Below are 24,430 nucleotides of genomic sequence, written 5' to 3'. Positions count from 1 at the left end.
GCAGCGTAAAACCATATCTAGAGAATAAACATTCAAAAAAAACCTCTTAGTAGTCCAACTAATATTATATAACATACAAAGAAGAAAATTATACCTTTGACAAAATTTCAAAACAAATATGGATTTTAAGAATCTACTAGCGTATAAAAATTCTTTTGATTTAGCCATGAAAATATTTGAGATTACAAAAAACTTCCCAAAAGAGGAAAAATACTCCCTTATTGATCAAATAAGGCGATCTTCGAGAAGTGTAACTGCAAATATTTCTGAATCATATAGAAAACGAAAATATCCTAAACACTTTATAAGTAAACTAACAGATTGCGATTCGGAAAATGCAGAGACTCAGACTTGGCTTGAATTTTCTTTAGCTTGTAAATATATTGATCAAAAAACTTTTGACCAACTTACTTCATTAAGTTTAGAAGTAGGGAATCTAATAAATTATATGATTAACAATCCCGGAAAGTTTGGCGTCAAAGAATAGATTAAATCATTAACACAAAACATTTACTGCATATTGCCAACTAGACACTGTAAACTTTTAGAAATGAATAGAAAACTAAAAAACAGCGAACTTGATCGTAAAACGGTTGCTGAATTCAAAGAAGCTGAAAAAACTCCTTTGATAATTATTCTTGATAATATTAGAAGTCTCAATAATATTGGATCTGTCTTTAGAACTGCAGATGCTTTTTTAATCAAAAAAATATATTTATGCGGTATTACTGCTACTCCACCACATAAAGACATTCAGAAAACCGCCCTTGGAGCAACAGAAACTGTAGATTGGGAACACACAGAAGATACTATGGATTTAGTTGTTAAATTACAATCAGAAAACATAAAAATTCTATCCATTGAACAAGCAGAAAATGCTACTATGCTACATGATTTTACACCTGAATCTAATCAAACCTATGCGGTGATTTTTGGGAACGAAGTAAAAGGTGTTCAACAAGAGGTCGTTTCTGCAAGTGATAGTGTTATAGAAATTCCTCAGTATGGTAGTAAACACTCTCTAAACATTTCGGTTAGTACTGGAGTAGTAGTTTGGGATTTGTTTTGTAAGTTTAAGGCTCACTAACTCAATTATTATTTCATAATGAAACACATCTCTATACTACTGGCCATCTGTTTAACTTTAATTGGTTGCAACCAAAAAAAAGAAGAACCTAAAAAAGAAGAATCCATGACAGAGGCTCAACTAATCTCCAAAGCAAAAGAAATACATAAAAATGTCATTACGCTAGACACTCACTGCGATATTAACATAAAGAACTTTACCGACTCTATTAATTACACGCAAGATTTAAACTCTCAGATTACATTACCAAAAATGAAAAAAGGTGGTTTAGATGTAGCTTGGTTTATTGTATACACAGGTCAGGATTCATTAAATGCAGAAGGTTTTAAAAAGGCCCATAAAATTGCTATGTCAAAATTTGATGCCATCCATAGATTAGTTGATACTCTAGCTCCTGATCAAATAGCATTAGCAAGGAATTCTGATGATGTACGCAGCATTCATAAATCAGGTAAAAAAGTGGCTATGATAGGTATTGAAAACGGATATCCTGTCGGAACCGATATCAGTAATGTAAAAAAGTTTTATGACCTTGGTGCTAGATATATGTCTTTATCTCATAATGGTCATAGTCAACTTTGTGATTCTAATACTGGAGAAGCAGATGATGTTTGGTTACATAATGGACTTAGTGAGCTTGGAAAAGAAGTTGTTGCAGAAATGAATAAATGGGGTATGATGATTGATGTTTCTCATCCATCAAAAGAATCCATGCGCCAGATGATTGAACTTTCTAAAGCTCCAATTATAGCTTCTCACTCCTCGGCTAGAGCATTATGCGATCATAGCAGAAATCTAGATGACGAACAATTACAGTGGCTAAAAGAAAATGGTGGTGTCGTTCAGACAGTTGCTTTTACATCATATCTAAATACCCAAAAGTTCGAAAAAAGAGTCGTTAAAGAAGTGGAAATCGGAAAACAAATAGCGGATTCTATGGGAGTTACTTGGTTAGAGCGAGATGAAGTAATGAAGCTTAGTTCTGAAGAAAAAGAAACTTATTACGACTTTTTAGGAAAAATGGCTGCGATACGAAGAGCTAAAGTTAAAACAATGAATGACCTACCTCCTGCCGTTGATGTTGTAGATTTTGTAAATCACATAGATTATATGGTTGATAAAATTGGCATCGAACACGTAGGAATAAGTTCTGATTTTGATGGTGGTGGTGGAATTGAAGGTTGGAGTGATGCTTCAGAAACTTTTAATGTAACACTAGAGCTAGTAAAACGTGGATATACTGAAGCACAAATAGAAAAATTATGGAGTGGTAATTTGCTTCGCGTTTTAGACGAAGTTCAAAAAGTAGCTAGTGACCTTCAGAAAGGATAAATCTAGTTAAGTAATTGGTTTAGAACCCAAATGTAATCTGTTCTATTCGAAATAAAATCTCTTTCGGATATATCGATAATTTTAACGTTAAGGTGTGATTGCGCTTTTATAAATTGCAAATATCCTTGGTTGATTTTATCAAGATATTCGGCAGGGATTTTTTGTTCGTAGTCACGCCCTCTTTTTTTAATATTTTCTAGCAAACGTTCTGTGTTTTGATATAAATACAAATACAACCTAGGTTTTGGCAAATCTCTGTACATAATATCGAAAACCTTTTTGTACAATTTATACTCCTCTTCTTGAAGTGTTACCTGAGCAAAAATTAATGATTTAAAAACATCATAATCGCTTACTACAAAATCCTTAAAAAGATCAAACTGACCAATATCATCCTGTAATCGTTGATATCGATCTGCTAAAAATGACATTTCTAACGGAAAAGCATATCGTTCCATATCCTCATAGAATTTTGGTAAAAATGGATTGTCTGCAAAACGTTCTAACACCAATTTTGCATTAAATTCTTCCGAAATTAAATGAGCTAAACTTGTTTTTCCTGCGCCGATATTACCTTCAATCGTTAGATACTGAACTGTTGATAATGAATATGTGTCTTTTGGATTTGATATGACCTCTTTAAGTTTAGTGACCTTAGATGTATCTTTAGTACTACCTAACAATTGACTTACTGTTTGTTTTAATACTGGATGTAGCTGTTCTGCTGCAATTTCTTCCAGAGGTTTCAATACAAATATTCGATCTTGCATTGATGGATGTGGAACCACGAGCTTTTGAGTTTGTATAATTCCTTCAGAGGAAAAAACAACGTCTAAGTCTATTGTTCTAGCTTCATAACCTTGTTTATCTGTTCTGTTTCTTCCTGAAGAGTTTTCAATCTCTAATAATTTATCCAAAACTTCTTCAGTTGTATAAAAAGTCTTTATTAAGACACAAGCATTATAAAAATCATCACTACTAAAACCCCAGGCTGGAGTTTGATAAACCCCAGAAATTTTAACAACATCACCAATAGTATTATAAATGGCTTCTACCGCTTTTTGGAGGTAATCCAATCGATTTCCGATATTACTACCTAACGAGATATGTATATGACTGGGTGTTTTCAATTTCCGTTTTTTATATTCTGAATAGAAGTCCGTACTTTTAAGAGCAAATTAAGGAAAACAAAACCACTTCACCTTATTTTTGCGTGAAGTATTATGAACTAATTGTATTTTGAATAACACTCCTCTGAATCTAAAAGATAAAATCCTCGCATATAGAATTTACCTAATTCTTGGAGCTTTATTTATTTCCTCATTAGTAGCCTCAAACCTTATATTTCAGAAGTTTTTTTATTGGGATTTTTTCGGTGTGTATACTTTTGAGATTTCTGTTGGAATATTACCGTATCCTATTACTTTTTTAATAACAGATATTATTAGTGAAGTATATGGAAAAAGAAAAGCTAACCAAATAGTTACCGCAGGTATTTTTGCTTCTTTCTTTTCCCTACTAATTATCTATGCTTCTAAAGAAGTTCCTGCAACCAGCTGGTCACCGATCAATGACGAAACATTTACAGAGGTTTTTGGTGCAACCGCAATAGCTGTTTTTGCATCGATGATGGCATATCTTTTTGCTCAATATATAGACATTCAGGTTTTTCACTTTTGGAAAAAAGTTACGAAAGGAAAACATCTTTGGATCAGAAATAACTTCTCTACATTTTCTTCGCAATTTATAGACACACTTACCGTCCTGGTATTATTATGCTCTACAGGAATCATCGATTGGGATCGTTTTGGAATACTTTTACTTAATGGTTTTTTATTTAAAATATTAGTAGCCGCATTAGACACTCCTATTCTTTACCTAAGTGTTTTTATACTAAGAAAAAGGTTCAAATTAAAACAAGGAGGAGAATTAGCATTAGAAATTTAAAAAATCTAACAAATAGTTAACTCAAATACCGCAACATTGTACCTTTGTAAATCGTTACTTTACACAAAAAGCAATCATAATGGTTAAAAAAGCCCTCAAAATCTTCGGTATTCTTATAGTTATTCTTGTAATAGCAGTTATTTCTATTCCTTTACTTTTTGGAGGAACCATTAAAGATAAAATACGATACTTAGCAAACGAACACGTAAATGCAAAAGTCGATTTTGCAGATGTAGACATTAGTTTACTCAGAAGTTTTCCAAAAGCATCTGTAATCATTGATGAGCTTTCTATTATTAATTTTGCCCCTTTTGAAGGAGATACGCTAGCGTATGCTAAAAAGATATCTCTGGACATGTCCATAAATGAACTATTTAAAGGCGCAGAAGAAGCTATTAGTGTTCAAAAATTCATAATCGACGAAGCCAATATTGCTATAAAAACAGACTCTTTAGGAAATTCCAATTTTGATATAGCAAAAGAATCAGGAGAAACAAAAACTACCGATAACGAAGAAGGAGGTTCTTTTACTTTCGAATTAGATCATTACGAAATAAATAACAGTAAGCTATTGTACAAAGATGATGTAGGAAAGATTGCTTTACTTATGACTAATGTAAATCATAGTGGTGACGGATCTCTATCTGGAGAAAATATTATATTAGACACTGAATCTAGTTCTGAAGTCTCTTTTAGCTTAGATGACACCCAATACCTGAATAAAAACGCACTAAAACTTGACGCAGAATTAGAACTAGATCTAGAAAATCAACGATACGCTTTTAAAGAAAATAAAGCACTGGTAAATCAATTGCCATTAGAATTCGAAGGATTTGTACAATTATTTGAGAAATACACCGACGTTGATCTTAGTTTTAAAACACCAACTTCAGATTTTAAAAACTTTCTAGCGGTTATACCAGAAGTCTATGCTAAAAACCTAGATGGCGTACAAACCACAGGAGATTTTTCGGTTAATGGTGTTATTAAAGGAAAAGCTGATGATGTATATATCCCAAAAATGGATATCCAAATTGCCTCTCACAATGCTTCTTTTAAGTATCCAGATCTTCCAAAGAGTGTTCAAAACATTAATATCGATACTCAAATAAAAAATGATACTGGTTTAGCAGATGACATCTATGTTAACATCGGAAATCTTACTTTTAAAATTGACCAAGATACTTTTGCTGCCAAAGGAAGCCTAAGAAATGTTACTACAAATATGATTGTGGATATGGCAGTAAACGGGACTTTAAATCTTGCTAATTTGGATAAAGCATATCCTTTAGAACTAGAACAACAACTTAATGGAATACTTAAGGCAAATGTAAATACGAAATTTGATATGCTATCTTTAGAAAAAGAACAATATCAAAACGTAAAAAGCGCTGGAACCATTAGTTTGGATAAGTTTACGTATGCATCACCAGAATTACCGAGTGAGATAAACATAGAAAAAGCAAATGTAAATTTTAAACCAGAGACCATTACACTGGATAAAATGCAAGTGACTACAGGAAAATCGGATCTTGCTGCTCAGGGAACTATAAACAACTTAATGGGGTTTCTATTTTCTAAACAAGATCTTAAAGGAACCTTTGATGTTACTTCCGAAGTTTTTGCGGTAAATGATTTTATGGTCGCTGGAAATGAAACAGCTGAAGAACAGACTGAAGAAGAAACATCAAGTGACCCTCTTAAAATCCCATCTTTTATTGATGCTACGTTGAATTTTGATGCAAAAAAAGTAATTTACGATAATCTAGAATTACGAAATACCAAAGGGAGTGTAAAAATAAATGACGAAACAGCATATTTACAGAACGTAACATCTAACCTTTTTGATGGTGGATTAGCGTTTAATGGGAAAGTATCTACTAAATCCGAAACTCCGAATTTTGGGATGAATCTAGATCTAAGTAAAATAAATATTGCGAAATCATTTTCAAGCCTAGAGCTATTGCAAGGTTTAGCACCGATCGCAAAAGCACTAACAGGAGCATTAACAACACAAATCAATATAAATGGTAACCTAAACAATGATCTTACTCCAGTTCTTAATTCTGTAAAAGGAAATGCACTAGCAGAAATATTAAATGCTAAAGTAAACACTGCGCAAACACCACTACTATCTAACTTAGATAGTCAGTTAAATTTTTTAGACCTAGACAAGCTAGACTTAAAAGACATTAAGACATCTCTTAGTTTCGATGATGGAAAAATCAATGTAAAGCCATTCGATTTTGATATAGAAGGTATTAAAATAACTGCAGGAGGAAGTCACAGTTTTGATATGAACATGGATTATAACGTATCATTGGATGTACCCGCAAAATATTTAGGTAACGAAGTTGGTGGATTACTCTCTAAACTTAGCGATCAAGAATCTAAAGACATGACAGTAGCACTTCCGATTGGAATATCTGGAAATTTTTCGAACCCGAAAATCAATCTTAATACTGGTACAGCAGTTAAGCAACTTACACAACAAATTATAGACAAACAGAAGGAAAAAGCAACCGGTAAAATCGTTAACGAAGGAACTAAGGTACTTACAGATTTATTAGGTGGTTCTAAAAAAGATAAAGACTCAACAAAAACAACTACGGACAAACCAGAAGATAAATTAAAAGATGCAGCCAAAGATATTTTAGGAGGTTTTCTGGGCAAGAAAAAGAAAAAAGACACAACAGGAACTAAGAATTAAACTTGTTTTTATCTATCCTATATAGAAGATTCTTATCATTTTTTTAATTATAATGTGCTAATACTCCATTTTGCATAAAAATTACTATTGGAATTAACCATCATTAGTAATAAATTTTTTTTATGTTTATTTCTTAGTACATTAGTACTGGGAAAACTACAAAAAAGCATGGGATTTTAATTGGATATAGCAATATTTATAAACCTTTTAAAATCAAAATATTAAAACTTCGCAAACGATATCTCGTATATTAAAAAGTTATTTCATTAAAGAAATAATGGTTGTCGCACAATAAATTTGTTAAAATTGGATTAACTATTTAGTAAAGTTAGATCCAATACCTCTAATTCTTATAATTATAATTTTACCCGAAAAATAAACCCCGCAAAAAGTTATGAAACCAGCTATTTTCCCCCTTGCATTTCTTATATTTTTCCCTTTGTTTTTATCATCTCAAAACGCAATGAATGATAATCCTATGAAATGGACAAAAGGATGGACCAACTTTGACCCTAATCACGAAGCATATCCAGAACCTGATAGCGACATTCCCAATATCATTGATAGAGACACTTATTTATCAAATGATTCAGTATACCTATTGTCTGGTAATACTTATGTAACCAACGGAGCTACGCTAACTATTCAAGAAGGCACAATTATTAGATGTGATAATGAAACCTCTACAAGCTTAGTAATTACTAAAGGATCGCAACTAATAGCAAGCGGACTTAAGGGGCAACCTATAGTTTTTACATCTAGCAAATCTCCTAAAGCGAGAAAAAGCGGAGATTGGGGAGGAATAGTAATTGCGGGATCTGGGATTATAAACTCTCCATCAGAAGCAGGAATTATTGAAGGAGATTTTCTTCCTCATTATTCATTATATGGAGGAAACGATGATCAAGAAATGACTGCAATTATGACTTATGTGAGAATTGAGTATGCAGGAAAAAAAATCAATCAATCAAAAGAGTTAAATGGATTATCTCTGTATGCTTTAGGAAAGAAATCTATTCTAAACAACATTATGATTAGCCATTCTGCCGATGATTCTTTTGAATTTTTCGGAGGTACATTTAATATAAATAATCTAATTTCTTATAAAGCCAAGGATGACGATTATGATTTTACCTTAGGATATAGAGGAGAATTATATAATATTGTAGCCGTTAGACACCCTTATATATCAGATGTTAGTGGATCTTATGCAATTGAGATAGATGGATATGATAAAAAACTAGGGTTGACCTCTAAAAAACTCTCTTATGTAAAAATTTCGCAGGCTACTTTAATTAATCTCTCTGACAACAGCAATTACCAACATACTACTGCTGCGATTTCTTCAAAAAATTTAGCACAACTAAATTTTCTAGATTCAAAAATATCGGGATTTGCTAATGTGGTAAAATTTGACAATTCTTATAGATCTTTTACTGAGTTAGCTAATTCATTTTCTTTAGAAAATAGTATCTTTAACGTACACGATGCAAATGTTTTAACCAATTTAGAACCAAAATCAGAAGCGCAGAAATTATTAAAATATAATATGTTTACAACACAGTTTAGAAATGTTTCTGATCTATTTGAGAAACCTCTAGACAATAAAAACCCAGAATTTACATTAAAACAAGCACGTGATAGTTACACAGTAATGCAGTAAAATAAAATTTACGCTATAATTATTTAACAACCTAATGATGAAATCGATTACTAAAATATTTTTTTTCCTTTTTATAGTTACTACCAGTTTTGCTCAAACTAAAAACAATATTCTTTTTGACCAGAGCACAATGATTAACAAGTTTCACACTATTGATGAATTAGAAAATCTAAAAAAGGGACAACTTGTTAAATTATATATAGAGAGAGCAAATGAAATCATTACCGTACTTCCATATATAGCATTAACTAATGAAGCTAATGTTAGTCTTTCAGATATTGGAATAAAAGAAAACTCGGACAATCAAAAACTTCTAAAAAAACATCACGAGACAACTACGGATGCCTTTGGAAGCACTAGTAATTTAATAACAGAGTTCGTGCCTTATGCTGATACTGAAAAAATAATATGGTCCATTTTATATTATGAAGAAATGATCAAAAAAATTCGGATCGGAGTCAACGGAAATTTTTAGAACAATATTAAAAACAGCCTGATGGCTGTTTTTTTTATCCCAAAACCCCCTATCCTATCTCAACTAATCTCAATTAAAAAATCTTGTACTATAACTTAGAAAGAGTTAGTCAAGAATCCTTTCTACTTACTAATTCTTACAAAAAAATGTTAATAAATCATTTTTTCTGTAATCTTTATTACGTCTTATCGAACTAAATGGTGTTACTAGTTAACAAACCTTGATAGAAAAACTGATCAACTACAAAAGATCTAATGAAGGTATAACTTAAAAAAAGAAGTTATGAAGACAAGAGCAATATTAAGTTTATTTTTAATTATTACAATATCAGTTTCGGGTTTATCTCAAAATGATTTCAACCCAAATAACATGAAATGGATGAAAGATTGGACCAATTTTTCACCAAATAACACCAATTATCCGGATTACGAAGAGCAATTACCAAACATTATCACTAAAGACACTTTTTTAAGTAGTGATATTGTCTACTTTATTTCTGGTGATGTATATGTTGTAAACAATGCCACTTTAACTATAGAAGAAGGAACACTGATAAAAGCAGACACTGAAAAATCAACAAACCTGATTGTATCTAAAGGAGCTAAACTTATTGCCAATGGAACTAAGGCGTCACCCATCGTATTTACCTCTAACAAATCCAGAAACTCAAGAAAAAGTGGAGATTGGGGTGGAATAACTATTATTGGATCCGGTAAAGCCAATACTGTAGAAGGAGAAGGAAGTATCAAGGGTAAATTTAATCCTCTATACACCATATTTGGAGGAAACAAAATGGAAGAAGAAACTACAATATTAAAGTTTGTAAGAATCGAATATGCAGGTAAATCTACAAATGGATTATCCTTATATGCACTGGGAAGCAAGTCTGTGGTAGAAAATGTAATGATAAGTTATTCTGCAGATGATTCTTTCGAATGGCACGGAGGAGCCTCTACCTCTAGAAATCTAATCTCATATAAATCAAATGATGATGATTTTGATTTTACGCAAGGATACCGAGGAGAGCTTATCAATATTTTAGCAGTTAAACACCCATATATCACAAGTAATAATGGATCATATGCAATTGAAGTAGATGGTTATAATAAAAACCTAGGTTTTGACAATTCCAAAATATTATCCAGTATTGATATCACCGGAGCCACATTAATTAGTTTAGCAGATGAAAGCAATTACAACCACACTAGAGCTGCAATTTCTATAAACAACTTAGGCGAGCTTTATCTTAATAGCTCCAACATATCTGGATTTTCTGATGTAGTAAAACTAGATAAAACATTTTCTACCCTTAGAATGATAGAAACGGCTTTTAAACTAGACAATAGCTTTTTTAATGTACACAAGGAAGGTGTAGTTACCCATAACAATATCAAAGATGACACATTTAACCTTTTGAAATACAATCGATTTACTAAAACATTTCAGCAACCAGAAGAAATATTTAGTGATCCATTAGATAAATCAAACCCAGATTTTTCATTAAAAAACTCACTAAATAATTACATGGTAATCCAGTAAGTAATCCAACCACAAACAAAAAAAAGAACCATGAAAAAAACAACTATACTATTACTATTAGTGCTTACAATAGGTACTTTAAGTGCACAAACTAAAAAGAAGGGAGTCCTCTATAATGATGATAAACTAATTAATAGATTTCATACTATTGATGAACTACAAGATCTTAATAAAGGAGCCTTAATTGAACTATACTTGGAACGAACAAGAGAGATTTTTATAGTACTACCATACTTATCGTTATCGAATCAACCGGGAACTAGTCTAAGTGATATTGGTATTAAAGAAGACTCTGATAATATTAAAGTCGTAGAAAAAAATAATGAAATAGCGGATAGAGCTTTCGTTTATACTACAAACACTGTAAAAGAATTAGTCCCCTACTCAGATACGGATAACATAATATGGGCAATCTTATATTTTGAAGAAATGATTAAAAAGATGAGATTAGGCAAGGATGGAAATATATAAATTATTGCCCAATCAAAAAGGGAATTAATCATCGACAAAAGGTGCAAAAATCACGTTTATAATTCACTGAATTAAACGTGATTTTACTTTTTTAATAATGAAACATTTACATAAAGGAGAAAAATTAATCAAATTTCAAAAAAACGTAAAAAACACAAATACTTAAAAATCAATATTTTAAATAAAAAAAGATTTTGAAAATAAACTAAAAAACTCTTTAAGATCATTATTGTTTATCTTTTTCATTAAATAATTAAACAATACATAAAATACTGAAAATCAACACCATAAAATCTTATTAAGTAGGAATAATACTCTTAAAATTTTCATAATTACATGTAAAATGACGACGAACGTACATATTTTACGGTAAACACGTAACCAACTATCAGAAAAGTATATTAACTTAGTGACCCTAAAGTAGAAGAGAGAATTTTCTTCTAAATTTTAACCCCAAAATTAAACTTTTATGAAACTAAGATGCGCCTTAATTACGTCTATTCTTTTATGCATTACTATTTTAAACTCTAACGCACAAGATTTCAATACTAATGACAGCAAATGGACTAAAGGTTGGACCAATTTCACTCCAAACAGCACAAACTATCCTGAAGCAGAAGAAAAACTTCCAAACATTATAGCAGAAGACACTTATCTAAGTAATGATACAGTGTATCTATTATCTGGTAATGTATATGTAATAGGAAATGCAATATTAACCATACAAGAAGGAACCGTAATAAGAGGAGATCATGAAAATCCTGCGAATCTAATTATTAGTAAAGGTTCTAAACTTATTGCGGTTGGTACAGAAGCCTACCCAATTGTTTTTACCTCTAACAAAGCTCCTAAATCAAGAGCGAGTGGAGATTGGGGTGGTATCATAATAGCTGGCTCTGGAAACGTAAATTCAGTTTCTGGAAATGGTATTATAAAAGGAGATTTTAACCCTCAATATGCCGTATATGGAGGAAATAATCCAGATGAACAAACTACAGTACTAAGATATGTTAGAATAGAATTCCCAGGTAGCAAAGCAAAGGGAACTGATCAATTAAACGGTTTATCGTTATTCGGAATTGGTGCCGCTTCTATTGTAGATCATATAATGGTTAGCTATTCAGGTCAAGATTCATTTAATTGGACTGGAGGTAATAACAACATAAGAAACATGATTTCTTATAAAGCAGAAGACGATGATTATCAGATTTCTGAAGGTTTTAAAGGAGATCTTGATCAACTTATGGCAGTTCGTCATCCATACATTAACAGCCCAAAGGGATCTTTTGCTATAGAGATTGACGGATATGATAAAAATCAAGGATTCTTAAAGCCAAATGCAATTACTGATGTAACTATTACTAATTCGACTTTTGTTAATTTATCTGATAACTCGAATTATATGCATACGGCGTCTGCCATTTCTGCAACAAATTCTGCTTTGGTGTATTTACACAATTCTAAAATTTCAGGATTTTCTAATGTTGTAAAATTCGATGAATCATATACTTCTCTAGCTGTACTAGAAAGAGCTTTCAAAATGGACAACAGCTTTTTCAATATTCATGGAGAAGGTGTAGAAGTAAGCTACAAACCAAATGCTGGAGTTTTAAATATTTTGAAATACAATCGATTTACTAAAGACTTTGTTAGTGTTGATAAATTGTTTGAAGACCCTACAAGTAAATCAGCACCAAAGTTTCATCTTAAAAAGGCAATGAATAATTATATGGTAATGCAATAGATGCTGACCATACCTATTAAAAATAACATTTTTTTGTCCCAGGTTCCCCAAATCCTGTAAACGAATTTAATCCGGCAATACAAATTATGCTTAAATCAAAACTATTAGTAGGTTTCATCTTTTTCTTGTCCATCCATTATATCAATGGCCAGCAAAAAGATGAAGCCGTTTTTTTCAATCAAAGAGACCAAATAACTAAATTTCATACTATACGTGATTTAGAAGATCTAAAAAAAGGACAACTCATTCAACTTTATCAAGATCGTATAAAGGAAATCATTACTGTTCTTCCGTTTCTATCTCTTACTAATGAGCCTGGAGTTAGATTAAGCGACCTAGGAATTAAAGAAGATTCGGGACACATAAAATCTCTTAAAAAAAGTGTAGAAACTAACAAAGAAGCAATCAACGTAACTCAGAATTCTATAGAAGAACTGGTCCCCTACGCGGATACAGAAAAAATCATACTAACAATTTTATATTTCGAGGAAATCATAAAGAAAATGAGAATCGGAGTTACTAAAAACTTTTAACTTGAGGTTTAAATAAAAAATTAAGAAAAAGACAGTATTAATACTGTCTTTTTCTTTTGCAATAGATAAAATATCGTATATTATTGTAAGGGTATTTTAGAATTCACTACTAAGAAAACATGATTACATTTTATCTGTTTTTGGGAATATTAACTTCGATCGCTGGCGCGCTTCCACTTGGAGCTGTAAATATTGCTGTAATCAATACTACTATTAAAGAAGACACAAAAAAAGCTTTCCGAATAGCTTTAGCTGCTGGTGTTAGCGAAGTACTATTAGCTCTTTTCGCATTACATTGTAGTATGGAATTGACAGATTTTTTTGAAAACAATCGATGGATTCAGATAGTAATTATTTCTATATTCTTAATTATCGGAGTTTATTTTTTAGCAAGAACTAACAAAACAGAAACTGTCAAAGAAATTAAAAAAAATAAGTTTGGAAAGTCTAAATTCTTAACCGGTTTTTCCCTTGCCTTTCTAAACCCACCTGTTATCATATATTGGATAGTAGCAATATCATTAACCAATAAACATCTATTTGAGCTTACGCTATACACACCACTAATTGCCTTATTTCTTTTCTTTTCTGGTATATACTTAGGTAAAATTGGAACGCTTTATTTATACAGTAAATGGGGTAATAAAATGGCAAGTAAATCTAACAACTCTAAGACTAAATTATTTAAAATTATTGGAATTGCTTTAATAGTAATTTCAGTTGTTCAGGGATTAAAATTCTTCATAGTCTAAAGGCACAATTAACATATACTTTTTTAAAACTGTTTTATACCTATTTTAATATTCAAAAACAGTCTACATTTGCATACGATTTTGATAAAAAGATGCAATGAAGGAAAACCACCTAAATCCAGAATTAATATTGTCCAAGGATGATATGACACAATATGGATATACAATAATAGATCATATTGTAGAACATTTTGACAATCAAGACTCTAAAAAACCAGTAGCAATAGCAACTCGCGAAGAAATGGATAATCTACTAACTGAAGATATTCCAACCAATCCTACCGATGCCAATAAAGTTCTTGATTTTGTCATGAAGGAGATTATACCACAAAGTACGATTGTATCCCATCCAAAATCATTTTCTTTCGTTCCGGGACCAAGCAATTACATAAGCGCAATGGCAGACACGATAGCCACGGGTTTCAATATCTTTTCAGGTGGTTGGGCGGCTTCTCCGGCAGCAGCAGAATTAGAAATTCTTACCATGAATTGGTTATTAGAAATTTTTGGGTTTGGTACTAAACAAGGAGGTGGTATTTTTACTAGTGGTGGATCTATGGCTAATCTAACTGCTCTAGTAACCGCAAGAAGAATTAAATGCGGAGATGACTTTTCTAAATCAGTAATCTATTTATCGGATCAGGCACACTCTTCGAATATTAAAGCGATCAAAGTAATTGGCTTCAAAAAAAGTCAAATAAGGATTATACCGACAGATCTCGAGTTTAAAATGTCTTTAAACAAATTAAAAAATGCGATTGCCAAAGATCGTCTACAAGGGTTAGAACCTTTTTGTATGATAGCTTCTGCTGGAACCACTAATACAGGAACCGTAGACCCATTAGACGAAATTGCAAAAATCTGTACCAATGAAAAGCTATGGTTTCATATAGATGGAGCCTACGGAGGAGCTGCAATATTAGCTGATAATGGGAAAGAATTACTAAAAGGTATTGAAAAAGCAGATTCGTTAACAGTAGATCCTCATAAATGGTTTTTTCAACCATATGAAATGGGATGCTTACTTATAAAAGACCACAATTGGCTAAGTGGAACATTTAGCGAAAAACCTGAATACTTGCGAGATGTCGAGGGAAATGAATCAGAAATCAATTTTTATGATCACGGGATTCAATTAACTCGCCGTTTTCGTGCTCTAAAATTCTACATGTCATTAAAAACTTTTGGTTTAAATTCTTTCAAAAAAGCGATACAATACAATATAGAATTAGCAGAACAAACTGAAAATATTCTCAGAAAAAGCTCTAAATGGGAAGTAATTTCTCCAGCTACGTTAGCCGTTATTAATTTCAGGTATCATCCAATTGACAAAAATTTATCTGAAAAAGAAATTGATATTATCAATCAGAAAATCTCTGAAAAAATAATGAACTCCAGAGAAGCATTATTAGTTACAACAGTGCTTTTAGGGCAAGTAGTATTAAGAATGTGTTTAATAAATCCTAGAACTACAATTACTCACATAACTGAAACTATTGAACAATGCGAATTATATGGAGATGCTTTACTTTCCTTAGAGGAAGTCAATTAAAGCATGGTTAACTGTACCACATACCCTTCATTATTTCTAACATTAAAAACGGTATCATCTTCAAAAATTAGATATTGACCTTTGATACCTTTCAGAATTCCTGAGTATTCGGGTGTTTTCTCTAAATTTAAACTTTTTAATTTATTAGGGTAGTCCAATACAGGAAAATCAAGTTCTGTTTCTTTATTATTATCTATAAAATATTCCTTAGCCTCTTCGGGTATGAATTCTTTTAGCTTATCACGGTATTCTTTTAAATCCTTATCTTCAATCTCATTCTTAAGCATTTTACGCCAATTCGTTTTATCAGCTACATGATCCTTAAGAGCAACTTCGGTAATTCCGGCTAAATATCTATTGGGAACCTCAACAATCTCTATTGCCTCGTGCGCTCCTTGATCAATCCATCTCGTTGGCACTTGAGATTTTCTTGTAACTCCCACTTTTATATTACTCGAATTAGCTAAATACACAATATGAGGTTGAAGTTGAGCTTTTTTCTCAAAATCCAAATCTCTATCTTCTATCCCTAAATGTGCCTTACTTAATTCTGGACGCATCACCCAATCTCCAACCTGAGGTTGATTATAAAAATCATCATAACAATATCCTTGTCGATAAATTTTTTTGTTTTTGCCGCAAGCCAAACATTTATACCCAATAAATTTTATGCTTAAGGATTTATTCAATAACTGATTTACATGGATAAAGTCCGAATCAAACACTAAATAATACTGAATTGGACTCCCTATCTCTGTCTGCATTTTAGTAAGTACTCCCTGATATTGCATAAAAAGTTTAGTTATAAGTTAAATCTTATAAAAAGAATGTTATTATTTTTATTATTTTAGTTTCCGATGAAAGTCAATCACACAATCATATTAATGCTAATTTCAGCTCAAAGATACATCAAAAAATGCCAATCCCTTTAGTCAATTCTATAGCTAGCTGGTTCTTAAAAAAGCGTTTTCACCAGATGGAGCTCTTCCTTAAGTACCCCAATGAAGTACAGCTAGAATTATTACATGTTCTACTGGAAACAGCCAGAAATACTGAGTTTGGCAAAACCTATGACTTTTCTTCTATCCATAATTACGAAACCTTTAAAGAACGAGTTCCTATTAGATCTTATGAAGATTATGAAGAAATGATCGAACGGAGTAGATTAGGAGAACACAATATATATTGGCCTACCCCAATTAAATGGTTTGCCAAATCTAGTGGAACTACAAATGCAAAAAGCAAATTTATTCCTGTTAGCCAAGAATCTCTAGAAGATTGTCATTATGCCGCAGGGAAAGATCTATTATGCATGTATCTTAATAACAACGAAAATTCTAAGCTATTTACAGGAAAAAGTCTTCGGTTAGGCGGAAGCAAAGAATTATATAAAGAAAACGGCACCTCTTTTGGTGATCTGTCAGCTATAATCATTGATAATATGCCCTTTTGGGCAGAATATAGCTCAACTCCAAGCAATGAAGTTTCTTTAATGAGTGATTGGGAAACGAAGATGACGGCGATCGTTAATGAGACTATTCAAGAAAATGTTACAAGTCTAGCTGGAGTTCCATCTTGGATGCTAGTTTTATTAAATCAAGCACTAGAGACCACTGGACAAGAGCATTTATTCGAAATATGGAATAACATAGAAGTATACTTCCATGGAGGAGTTAGTTTTGAACCATATATTGATCAATACAAAAAAATATTGCCAGGAGATTCCTTTAAGTATTATGAAATCTACAACGCATCAGAAGGTTTTTTTGCAATTCAAGATCAAAACGAATCTTCCGAGCTTTTATTAATGCTCGATTATGGAATCTTTTATGAATTTATACCTATGAATACCTATGGCACAAATAATGAAAAAGTAATTTCTTTAAGTGACGTAGAAATTGGCATCAATTATGCCGTTATAATTACCACTAATGCAGGTCTATGGAGATACAAAATTGGAGATACCGTACGTTTTACTTCTATAAATCCTTATAGAATTAAGGTCTCCGGAAGAACTAAACACCATATTAATGTGTTTGGAGAAGAATTGATTATAGAAAACGCAGAAGAAGCTTTAAGAAAGACTACAAAAGATACTGATTGTGAAATTGTGGATTATACAGTAGCTCCTATTTTTATGGAAGGTAAAGAAAAAGGAGCTCATGAATGGATGATTGAATTTAAAAAACAGCCTAAAGATCTTACGCTGTTTACCAAAATCTTAGATCAAAACCTTCAGAATATCAATAGTGATTATGAAGCTAAAAGATATAACAACACTACTTTAAATATATTAAAGGTTAACAAAGCAAGACCTCAATTATTTTATGATTGGCTTAAGAAAAATAACAAATTAGGAGGTCAGCATAAAATCCCAAGGCTTTCTAATTCTAGAAAATATCTTGATGAGTTATTACAATTAAACAAGGTAAATTCTTATTCGATTTAAGGATGTTATAAATTGTAATTTAGCGAAGTAAATCTCCCAGAATCTATTTTTAGAAATACGGTTTTACCACAAAAACAATACGTAATAAATTCTGTTTTTTGTTAAAAAACAAGTATTTCATCGGCAAAAAAAAACGATTTGTCTAAAAAATAAAAAATATCTTTCGTACCCTTTATTTTCATATTAAATTTGTTTTCAGTTAGTTACAAAACAAACGTCCCAAATATGAAAAAGTTTTTACTCAGTATTGTTTTTATTTCGTTCTCTATCGCTGCAAGTGCACAGGAAATCAACACAGAAAAAAACATTGAAGAGAATACCACTTCTAAAGAGTTACCTTTGATAAGTAATCATATATCTTTATCGACAATCAATACTACAGCAAAAACTACAAAACTAGATAATGTATGTTACGGAGAGACTTCTAAAGTTGCATTTTATGAAGTTTTAATATCTAAAAATGGTTTTGATATAAACCTTAAAGATAGCACTGATCTTGTTATAAAAAACACTGAGGAAATTATTTCAAAAAAAATAGAAGAGACTTTATATTCTGAAGAAGAAGAATAGTAACCAACCATATATTGTAAAGCACAATAAAAAACTCCTTAGATATTAAATCTAAGGAGTTTTTTATTTCTATTAGGTAAAGAACTTACTCTATGAAACTGCTTTAAGTTTATTGATAGTGGATTTATTTAGTTTTTTCTCTGCATAATCTTTAGTTACCCTTAATTCAGTTTCTTCACTTTCTGGTAACTCATACATTGCATCTGTAAGAATCGCTTCGCACAATGAACGTAATCCTCTAGCTCCTAACTTATACTCTACAGCTCTTTCTACAATATAATCTAAAGCTCCAGGTGTAATCGTAAATTCGATATTATCCATTTCGAACAGCTTTTTATACTGCTTTATGATAGCATTCTTAGGCTCTGTTAAAATTGCTCTTAATGTATGATTATCCAATGGATTCATATGAGATAATACTGGAAGACGCCCTATAATCTCAGGAATCAACCCAAAATCTTTTAAATCCTTAGGGATTATATATTGTAATAGATTATCCTTCTCTATAGTATCCTCTGACTTAGATGCGCTAAAGCCCATGGCTTGCATATTCAATCGCTTCTGTATAGCATTTTCGATACCATCAAAAGCCCCTCCTGCAATAAAAAGGATATTCTCTGTATTTACCTCAATAAACTTTTGATCAGGATGCTTTCGTCCTCCTTTTGGCGGAACATTAACTACAGTTCCTTCTAACAGCTTCAATAAAGCCTGCTGCACTCCTTCTCCAGAAACATCTCTTGTTATACTAGGATTATCACTCTTCCGTGCAATTTTATCGATCTCGTCAATAAAAACTATACCACGCTGTGCTTTTTCTAAATTATAATCAGCAGCCTGCAATAAACGCGTAAGAATACTTTCTACATCTTCACCAACATATCCTGCCTCAGTAAGAACAGTAGCGTCAACTATTGCTAATGGTACGTTTAGCATTTTAGCGATAGTTTTAGCTATCAAAGTTTTACCAGTACCTGTTTGCCCTACCATAATGATATTACTTTTCTGTATTTCAATATCATCATCAGTACTTGGCTGTAATAAACGTTTATAATGATTATATACGGCAACAGACATCACTTTCTTAGTGAATTCTTGACCAATTACATATTCATCCAAAAACTTTTTAATAGCCATAGGCTTACGAAGCATTAATTCAGAGCTCAGTTCTCCTGTCTCTTCATCTCTAGCCTCTTCAACAACAATTCCGTGAGCTTGAACAATACAACGATCACATATGTGAGCGTCCAAACCTGCAATCAATAAATTGGTCTCTGGCTTTTTTCTTCCACAAAACGAGCATTCTAAATCTTCTTTCGGCATAATTATCTATTTCAAAAACTTGTTTGCTATTCAAAATTATAACAAACATTACTAGGGGCGCAAAATATAAACTTTGCTTTTATTTTAATTATATATTATTCTCTTGTAAGTATTTCATCAATCATACCATACTCAAGAGCTTTATCTGCTTTCATCCAATAGTCTCTATCACTATCTTCATAAACTTTATCATATGTCTGACCTGAATGTTTTGCTATAATTTGATATAGTTCTTCTTTTAATGTCAATATCTCTCTCGCAGTTATTTCGATATCACTTGCCTGACCTTGGGCTCCTCCAAGAGGCTGATGAATCATTACTCTACTATGAGGTAATCCAGAACGCTTTCCTTTTTCTCCAGCACATAATAATACAGCTCCCATAGATGCTGCCATTCCTGTACAAATAGTAGCCACATCTGGTTTAATAAACTGCATTGTATCGTAAATCCCTAAACCTGCATAGACACTTCCACCAGGAGAATTTATATATATCTGTATATCTTTAGAAGAATCAACACTTTCTAAAAACAAAAGCTGCGCTTGTATAATATTCGCTACCTGATCGTTAATACCAGTACCCAAAAAGATAATACGATCCATCATTAATCGAGAGAATACATCAAAAATAGCCACATTCATTTGACGTTCTTCTATAATATTAGGAGTCATACCTACTGGATACATACTACTTATAATTTGATCATAGTAATTACTATTGATACCGTGATGTTTCGTAGCGTATTTTTCGAATTCTTTTCCGTAATTCATATGTTCTTTTTCTGAAATTTTGTTTTTATAAAAAAGGCGTTAACCAAAACTTGGTTTAACGCCCTAAATATAAGTATAAATTCCTTATTAGTATGTGTTGATTATTTGTAAACTTCTTTTACAAAATCATCAAAACTTACTTCTTTTTCTTTCAATTTAACATTCTCTTTATAGTATCCAAGTAATTTCTGGCTCATAAGTTGCTCAGAAATCCTTTTTACCTCATCCTGATTAGATAAAATTCTTGCTGCTATATCTTCTAACTCTTTATCTTCTGGAGACATTTGACCAAACTGAGCCATTTGTCCTTTTATCAGGTTTTTAGCGAATTCTTTTAACTCTTCAAAAGTAACCTGAAGGTTATTATCATTGATTAGTTTTCCTTCGATTAACTGAAAACGTAATCCTTTCTCGCTTTTCTCATACTCATCTTTCGCCTCATCCTCTGTCAAAGGTTGCTCTCCAGTAGCTTGAATCCACTTTTGTAAGAACTCAGCAGGTAAATCAAATTTAGTGTTTTCAAGTACACTTTCTGTCACATCATTTAGCAACTGCTGATCCGACTGCTGAACAAACTGGCGATCTGCATCTTCTTTAATCTTTTCCTTAAGTTCAGTAACAGTTTTTACTGTATCCTTACCGTAAATTTTATCAAATAAATCTTGATCTAATTCAGCTAATTCTTGATTGTTAATTTCAGAAATAGTAAAAGTTACTTCAACTTCTAACCCTTTAGCATCCTCTTGACTAACTTTTAACGCATTTATCAAATCTTGATCATCAGAAAATAAGCCCTTTGTTTTCAAAGTAAGTACATCACCAACTTTAGAACCAATAAACTTATCTAAGTTTCTTTTTCCTTTGATCTTATCTAACGAAATAGTAGTTTGATTGTTAATTTCTTTTTCTTCGTTAACAAAAGTACCAGCAATTAAATCATCCTTCTCTGCAGCATCCTTTGGTACTAATTTACCATATTGCTTTTGGATTGTTTTGATTTGATTATCGATCATTTCTTCACTAGCTACAATCTTGTAATGTGTTATAGCTTTCTTACCATTAAGTTTTACCTCAAATTTTGGCGCCAAACCTAATTCAAACTCAAAAGAATAATCATCAGAATCCCAGTCAAAGTTTTCTTGCTCTTTCGGTAATGGATTTCCTAAAACATCTAATTTTTCCTCTGTTAGATACTTATTTAGAGCATCTTGCAACAATTTATTTACCTCATCTACTAAAACTGCTCTCCCATATTGCTTTTTTACCAATCCCATAGGAACATGGCCTTTTCTAAAACCAGGAATATTGGCATTTTTGCGATAATCTTTAAGAATGTTATCTACCTTATCGCTATAATCTGCTTTTGCAATATCTACTGTCACTACAGCATTTAAATCGTCTAATTGCTCTTTTGAAATATTCATTATCTCTACTTTTTTGTACTAAAAATCGGGTTGCAAAAGTAATACTTTTTTACAACTCAACAAAGTTTTAACTTCCTGAAAAACAGTTAGCTTTTATCTTTCTTTAAAATAGAGTATAATATAGATTGAAACACGGATAACAAAACACTAAATATTAATGCCCATAACCAACCGTTAACTCCAAAACCTGAAACAAAATGATCTGCTATTAATATTATCGCCGCGTTAATTACCAATAAAAACAATCCCAAAGTAACAATTGTAACTGGAAGCGTTAAAATAACCAACAAAGGTTTTACGACAGCATTTAGAACTGCCAAAAGTACCGCCACAATAAGAGCGCTAACATAACTATCCACATTAACTCCCGGTAAAATCTCTGCCAACACCAATACAGCAATTGCACTGAGAATCATTTTTAATAAGAATTTCATTATATATAGGTTTAGATTGATTCTCAAATTACCAAAAAACAATACAATAAAAAAACCTGCTATTAAAATAATAGCAGGCTTATATATTTTATATTAACTTAAAGCAAATTAATTCACCTCGTTACTAAGTGTAACAGTTCCGTAGTCTCCAGGATTAACAGAAGGCAAAGTAGCTCCATAAGTTTCTTCGATCTCTTCTAGCACTGCATTCGTTAAAATCGCATGTGCTCTTGGTGTAGGATGCACTCCATCTAAAGAGAATCCACCACCAGTTACAAAAGTTGAAGTAACTACTCCAGAATCAAAAGGAATACCACTACCTGCAGCCTGACTTAAGATTGACTTTACATCTACAAAAGCTAAACCATTAGCAGCCGCTAATGCTCTTATAGTAGCGTTAAAAGAATCCTGAGCACTAGTTACTGCAGCTTGTTCTGCTTCTGTTAATACATCAGCATCTCCTAAAGGAACGGAAACCCCTGTAATCAAACTACCGTCTCCCGTAAGATCAACACCTATATTACCTGCTGATGTTAATGGAATTAAGTCTGAAGAAGTAGCCTGTCTTAATTGACCTAAAAGCCCAGCCGTTTGAGCATCTAAGTTAAAGGGAGCTCCCTGTATTATTGTTGAGATATCAGTTAATGATTCATCTACTATAGTTACAAAGTTCTGACCAGCTACAAAATTAATTTGTCTGCTTCCAGCTTCTTCAGCAGTTATTACACCAAGTCCCGCCAATCCAGGAAGTATTTGAGTATTATACGCAGCAAATTGCGAATTTAAAAACGCAGCAGTCTGTGCATCTAAAGGTACTGCATTAGTTGGTACAGTTGTAAAAAATGGAAGTGATGTTACACTTGGCAAATTAAGAACTACACCTTTTGCTCCATTTGCAGTAAGAGCATCTAACAAATTACTATAAACAGAAGCAAAAACATTACTATTAGTAATATCACTTCCTCCATAAGTAGTAGGGTCTATATTTCCAGTAACATTGTGATCTTCTCCCACACCTCCAGAAGTAGCATAACTTAAGATGTCATTATTACCTATCCATAAACTAAAGAATGTTGGGCTTTGTGCAACTGCATCTGCAATAACTGTAGCGTCTGCAGAAGAAGCAAACCTAGCAAAATATGGGTTCGCTAAACCCGCAGCAACACCTGCAACATCTCCATATCTATCAGCAACTAAATGAAAACTTTTAGCTCCTGGAACTCCCATATTATTAAAAGAAGCACCTAGGTTATTTGATATTTCAGTTGTCGGCATTGCACCTGTATAAGGTGTAGGGCCAGGATTACCGTCTGCATCAAAAGCTAATACCAATCTATTTCCTAAAATCTGAGTCCCTCCCAATAAGGCTCCACCAGCATTATCCGCCATTAAAGGCTGGGTAAAGTCTCCTCCACCTGCTAAAGCAAATTGTTGAGATAATATGTTTGGGTATGAATTCTCTTGCCCCGTTATATACAAAGCATTATCTGCAAAACCAGCAGTTAGCGAATTTCCTAAAGCTACATAATTAGAAAAATCAGCTTCTCCACTAGTATACACACCAGCATCATCAATTGGATTGTCAAACTCTGGCTCACAAGCTACTAAACCTAATGCCAGAATTGCTAAATATTTTATATTGTTTTTCATCTTCA

The 24,430-nt window shown here is 32.2% G+C and carries 22 protein-coding genes; 15 read left to right on the top strand and 7 right to left on the bottom strand.

Features of this window, described 5'->3' with window-relative positions:
- Window positions 1–118: 118 nt before the first annotated feature.
- From D1815_RS19765 to D1815_RS19755, 3 genes are all read left to right on the top strand, one after another.
- Window positions 119–487, top strand: coding sequence for a four helix bundle protein (locus tag D1815_RS19765; protein ID WP_118388986.1), 369 nt, complete (start codon window positions 119–121; stop codon window positions 485–487).
- Between the two features lie 63 nt (window positions 488–550).
- Entirely contained in the window at window positions 551–1,087 is a 537-nt protein-coding gene (locus D1815_RS19760) for an RNA methyltransferase (protein WP_118388985.1), read from the top strand.
- 18 nt (window positions 1,088–1,105) lie between these two features.
- Window positions 1,106–2,419 carry a dipeptidase gene (locus D1815_RS19755; RefSeq protein ID WP_118388984.1) on the top strand — a complete coding sequence of 438 codons (1,314 nt, stop codon included), beginning with the start codon at window positions 1,106–1,108 and terminating at the stop codon, window positions 2,417–2,419.
- A gap of 2 nt (window positions 2,420–2,421) precedes the next feature.
- On the opposite strand, the gene folK is transcribed toward D1815_RS19755, so the two are convergent.
- Window positions 2,422–3,549: a 2-amino-4-hydroxy-6-hydroxymethyldihydropteridine diphosphokinase gene (gene folK / locus D1815_RS19750; protein ID WP_118388983.1), complete on the bottom strand. Its 1,128-nt coding sequence runs from the start codon at window positions 3,547–3,549 to the stop codon at window positions 2,422–2,424.
- Window positions 3,550–3,658: 109 nt separating this feature from the next.
- Between folK and D1815_RS19745 the strand changes: the two genes are divergently transcribed.
- From D1815_RS19745 to D1815_RS19700, 10 genes are all read left to right on the top strand, one after another.
- On the top strand, window positions 3,659–4,366 hold the full coding sequence (locus D1815_RS19745; protein ID WP_369899336.1) for a queuosine precursor transporter: 708 nt from the start codon (window positions 3,659–3,661) through the stop codon (window positions 4,364–4,366).
- A 79-nt stretch (window positions 4,367–4,445) separates the two neighbouring features.
- A complete protein-coding gene (locus D1815_RS19740) occupies window positions 4,446–7,076 on the top strand; it encodes an AsmA family protein (RefSeq protein WP_118388982.1) in 2,631 nt (876 codons plus the stop codon).
- A gap of 394 nt (window positions 7,077–7,470) precedes the next feature.
- Complete coding sequence (locus D1815_RS19735) at window positions 7,471–8,739, top strand: hypothetical protein (protein WP_118388981.1); 1,269 nt, start codon at window positions 7,471–7,473, stop codon at window positions 8,737–8,739.
- 130 nt (window positions 8,740–8,869) lie between these two features.
- On the top strand, window positions 8,870–9,214 hold the full coding sequence (locus D1815_RS19730; protein WP_147404113.1) for a hypothetical protein: 345 nt from the start codon (window positions 8,870–8,872) through the stop codon (window positions 9,212–9,214).
- A gap of 282 nt (window positions 9,215–9,496) precedes the next feature.
- Window positions 9,497–10,753 (top strand): hypothetical protein, encoded by a 1,257-nt coding sequence (locus D1815_RS19725; RefSeq protein WP_118388980.1) that lies wholly within the window; start codon window positions 9,497–9,499, stop codon window positions 10,751–10,753.
- Window positions 10,754–10,783: 30 nt separating this feature from the next.
- Window positions 10,784–11,224 (top strand): hypothetical protein, encoded by a 441-nt coding sequence (locus tag D1815_RS19720; RefSeq protein ID WP_108802186.1) that lies wholly within the window; start codon window positions 10,784–10,786, stop codon window positions 11,222–11,224.
- A 469-nt stretch (window positions 11,225–11,693) separates the two neighbouring features.
- Window positions 11,694–12,968 (top strand): hypothetical protein, encoded by a 1,275-nt coding sequence (locus D1815_RS19715; RefSeq protein WP_118388979.1) that lies wholly within the window; start codon window positions 11,694–11,696, stop codon window positions 12,966–12,968.
- Window positions 12,969–13,054: 86 nt separating this feature from the next.
- Window positions 13,055–13,501, top strand: coding sequence for a hypothetical protein (locus D1815_RS19710; protein ID WP_027393498.1), 447 nt, complete (start codon window positions 13,055–13,057; stop codon window positions 13,499–13,501).
- Between the two features lie 119 nt (window positions 13,502–13,620).
- Window positions 13,621–14,253 (top strand): LysE family transporter, encoded by a 633-nt coding sequence (locus D1815_RS19705; protein ID WP_118388978.1) that lies wholly within the window; start codon window positions 13,621–13,623, stop codon window positions 14,251–14,253.
- A 97-nt stretch (window positions 14,254–14,350) separates the two neighbouring features.
- The gene (locus tag D1815_RS19700; RefSeq protein WP_118388977.1) at window positions 14,351–15,805 is read left to right on the top strand and encodes an aminotransferase class V-fold PLP-dependent enzyme; all 1,455 of its coding nucleotides are present in this window, start codon (window positions 14,351–14,353) and stop codon (window positions 15,803–15,805) included.
- On the opposite strand, the gene D1815_RS19695 is transcribed toward D1815_RS19700, so the two are convergent.
- Window positions 15,802–16,596, bottom strand: coding sequence for a DUF2797 domain-containing protein (locus D1815_RS19695; RefSeq protein ID WP_118388976.1), 795 nt, complete (start codon window positions 16,594–16,596; stop codon window positions 15,802–15,804). The genes D1815_RS19700 and D1815_RS19695 overlap by 4 nt on opposite strands.
- A 125-nt stretch (window positions 16,597–16,721) precedes the next feature.
- Here D1815_RS19695 and D1815_RS19690 point away from each other — a divergent pair, with 125 nt between their 5' ends.
- Both D1815_RS19690 and D1815_RS19685 read left to right on the top strand, forming a co-directional pair.
- On the top strand, window positions 16,722–18,254 hold the full coding sequence (locus D1815_RS19690; RefSeq protein WP_035085559.1) for a GH3 auxin-responsive promoter family protein: 1,533 nt from the start codon (window positions 16,722–16,724) through the stop codon (window positions 18,252–18,254).
- Window positions 18,255–18,479: 225 nt separating this feature from the next.
- Window positions 18,480–18,824 (top strand): hypothetical protein, encoded by a 345-nt coding sequence (locus D1815_RS19685; RefSeq protein ID WP_027393493.1) that lies wholly within the window; start codon window positions 18,480–18,482, stop codon window positions 18,822–18,824.
- A 90-nt stretch (window positions 18,825–18,914) separates the two neighbouring features.
- Here D1815_RS19685 and clpX read toward each other — a convergent pair whose 3' ends face one another.
- The 5 genes from clpX to D1815_RS19660 form a co-directional block, all read right to left on the bottom strand.
- A complete protein-coding gene (clpX, locus tag D1815_RS19680; protein ID WP_027393492.1) occupies window positions 18,915–20,147 on the bottom strand; it encodes an ATP-dependent Clp protease ATP-binding subunit ClpX in 1,233 nt (410 codons plus the stop codon).
- 95 nt (window positions 20,148–20,242) lie between these two features.
- Complete coding sequence (gene clpP / locus D1815_RS19675) at window positions 20,243–20,917, bottom strand: ATP-dependent Clp endopeptidase proteolytic subunit ClpP (protein WP_027393491.1); 675 nt, start codon at window positions 20,915–20,917, stop codon at window positions 20,243–20,245.
- A gap of 101 nt (window positions 20,918–21,018) precedes the next feature.
- Complete coding sequence (gene tig / locus D1815_RS19670; protein ID WP_118388975.1) at window positions 21,019–22,341, bottom strand: trigger factor; 1,323 nt, start codon at window positions 22,339–22,341, stop codon at window positions 21,019–21,021.
- A gap of 86 nt (window positions 22,342–22,427) precedes the next feature.
- Complete coding sequence (locus D1815_RS19665) at window positions 22,428–22,775, bottom strand: phage holin family protein (RefSeq protein WP_027393489.1); 348 nt, start codon at window positions 22,773–22,775, stop codon at window positions 22,428–22,430.
- Window positions 22,776–22,883: 108 nt separating this feature from the next.
- The gene (locus D1815_RS19660; protein WP_118390083.1) at window positions 22,884–24,425 is read right to left on the bottom strand and encodes a G-D-S-L family lipolytic protein; all 1,542 of its coding nucleotides are present in this window, start codon (window positions 24,423–24,425) and stop codon (window positions 22,884–22,886) included.
- Window positions 24,426–24,430: the final 5 nt, after the last annotated feature.

The sequence above is a fragment of the Aquimarina sp. AD1 genome (genome assembly GCF_003443695.1).
In the GTDB taxonomy this organism is placed as follows: Bacteria; Bacteroidota; Bacteroidia; order Flavobacteriales; family Flavobacteriaceae; genus Aquimarina; species Aquimarina latercula.
This window is presented reverse-complemented; position numbering and strand designations above follow the sequence as displayed.

Bases quoted from the DNA above. Each gene is read 5' to 3' on its own strand.
- D1815_RS19685 (WP_027393493.1), top strand. From the start codon at position 18,480: ATGAAAAAGTTTTTACTCAGTATTGTTTTTATTTCGTTCTCTATCGCT.
- D1815_RS19720 (WP_108802186.1), top strand. From the start codon at position 10,784: ATGAAAAAAACAACTATACTATTACTATTAGTGCTTACAATAGGTACT.
- D1815_RS19755 (WP_118388984.1), top strand. From the start codon at position 1,106: ATGAAACACATCTCTATACTACTGGCCATCTGTTTAACTTTAATTGGT.
- D1815_RS19765 (WP_118388986.1), top strand. From the start codon at position 119: ATGGATTTTAAGAATCTACTAGCGTATAAAAATTCTTTTGATTTAGCC.
- D1815_RS19695 (WP_118388976.1), bottom strand. From the start codon at position 16,596: ATGCAATATCAGGGAGTACTTACTAAAATGCAGACAGAGATAGGGAGT.
- D1815_RS19665 (WP_027393489.1), bottom strand. From the start codon at position 22,775: ATGAAATTCTTATTAAAAATGATTCTCAGTGCAATTGCTGTATTGGTG.
- D1815_RS19705 (WP_118388978.1), top strand. From the start codon at position 13,621: ATGATTACATTTTATCTGTTTTTGGGAATATTAACTTCGATCGCTGGC.
- D1815_RS19690 (WP_035085559.1), top strand. From the start codon at position 16,722: ATGCCAATCCCTTTAGTCAATTCTATAGCTAGCTGGTTCTTAAAAAAG.
- D1815_RS19715 (WP_118388979.1), top strand. From the start codon at position 11,694: ATGAAACTAAGATGCGCCTTAATTACGTCTATTCTTTTATGCATTACT.
- D1815_RS19730 (WP_147404113.1), top strand. From the start codon at position 8,870: ATGATTAACAAGTTTCACACTATTGATGAATTAGAAAATCTAAAAAAG.
- D1815_RS19700 (WP_118388977.1), top strand. From the start codon at position 14,351: ATGAAGGAAAACCACCTAAATCCAGAATTAATATTGTCCAAGGATGAT.
- D1815_RS19760 (WP_118388985.1), top strand. From the start codon at position 551: ATGAATAGAAAACTAAAAAACAGCGAACTTGATCGTAAAACGGTTGCT.
- D1815_RS19740 (WP_118388982.1), top strand. From the start codon at position 4,446: ATGGTTAAAAAAGCCCTCAAAATCTTCGGTATTCTTATAGTTATTCTT.
- D1815_RS19660 (WP_118390083.1), bottom strand. From the start codon at position 24,425: ATGAAAAACAATATAAAATATTTAGCAATTCTGGCATTAGGTTTAGTA.
- D1815_RS19735 (WP_118388981.1), top strand. From the start codon at position 7,471: ATGAAACCAGCTATTTTCCCCCTTGCATTTCTTATATTTTTCCCTTTG.
- clpP (WP_027393491.1), bottom strand. From the start codon at position 20,917: ATGAATTACGGAAAAGAATTCGAAAAATACGCTACGAAACATCACGGT.
- clpX (WP_027393492.1), bottom strand. From the start codon at position 20,147: ATGCCGAAAGAAGATTTAGAATGCTCGTTTTGTGGAAGAAAAAAGCCA.
- D1815_RS19710 (WP_027393498.1), top strand. From the start codon at position 13,055: ATGCTTAAATCAAAACTATTAGTAGGTTTCATCTTTTTCTTGTCCATC.
- tig (WP_118388975.1), bottom strand. From the start codon at position 22,341: ATGAATATTTCAAAAGAGCAATTAGACGATTTAAATGCTGTAGTGACA.
- D1815_RS19725 (WP_118388980.1), top strand. From the start codon at position 9,497: ATGAAGACAAGAGCAATATTAAGTTTATTTTTAATTATTACAATATCA.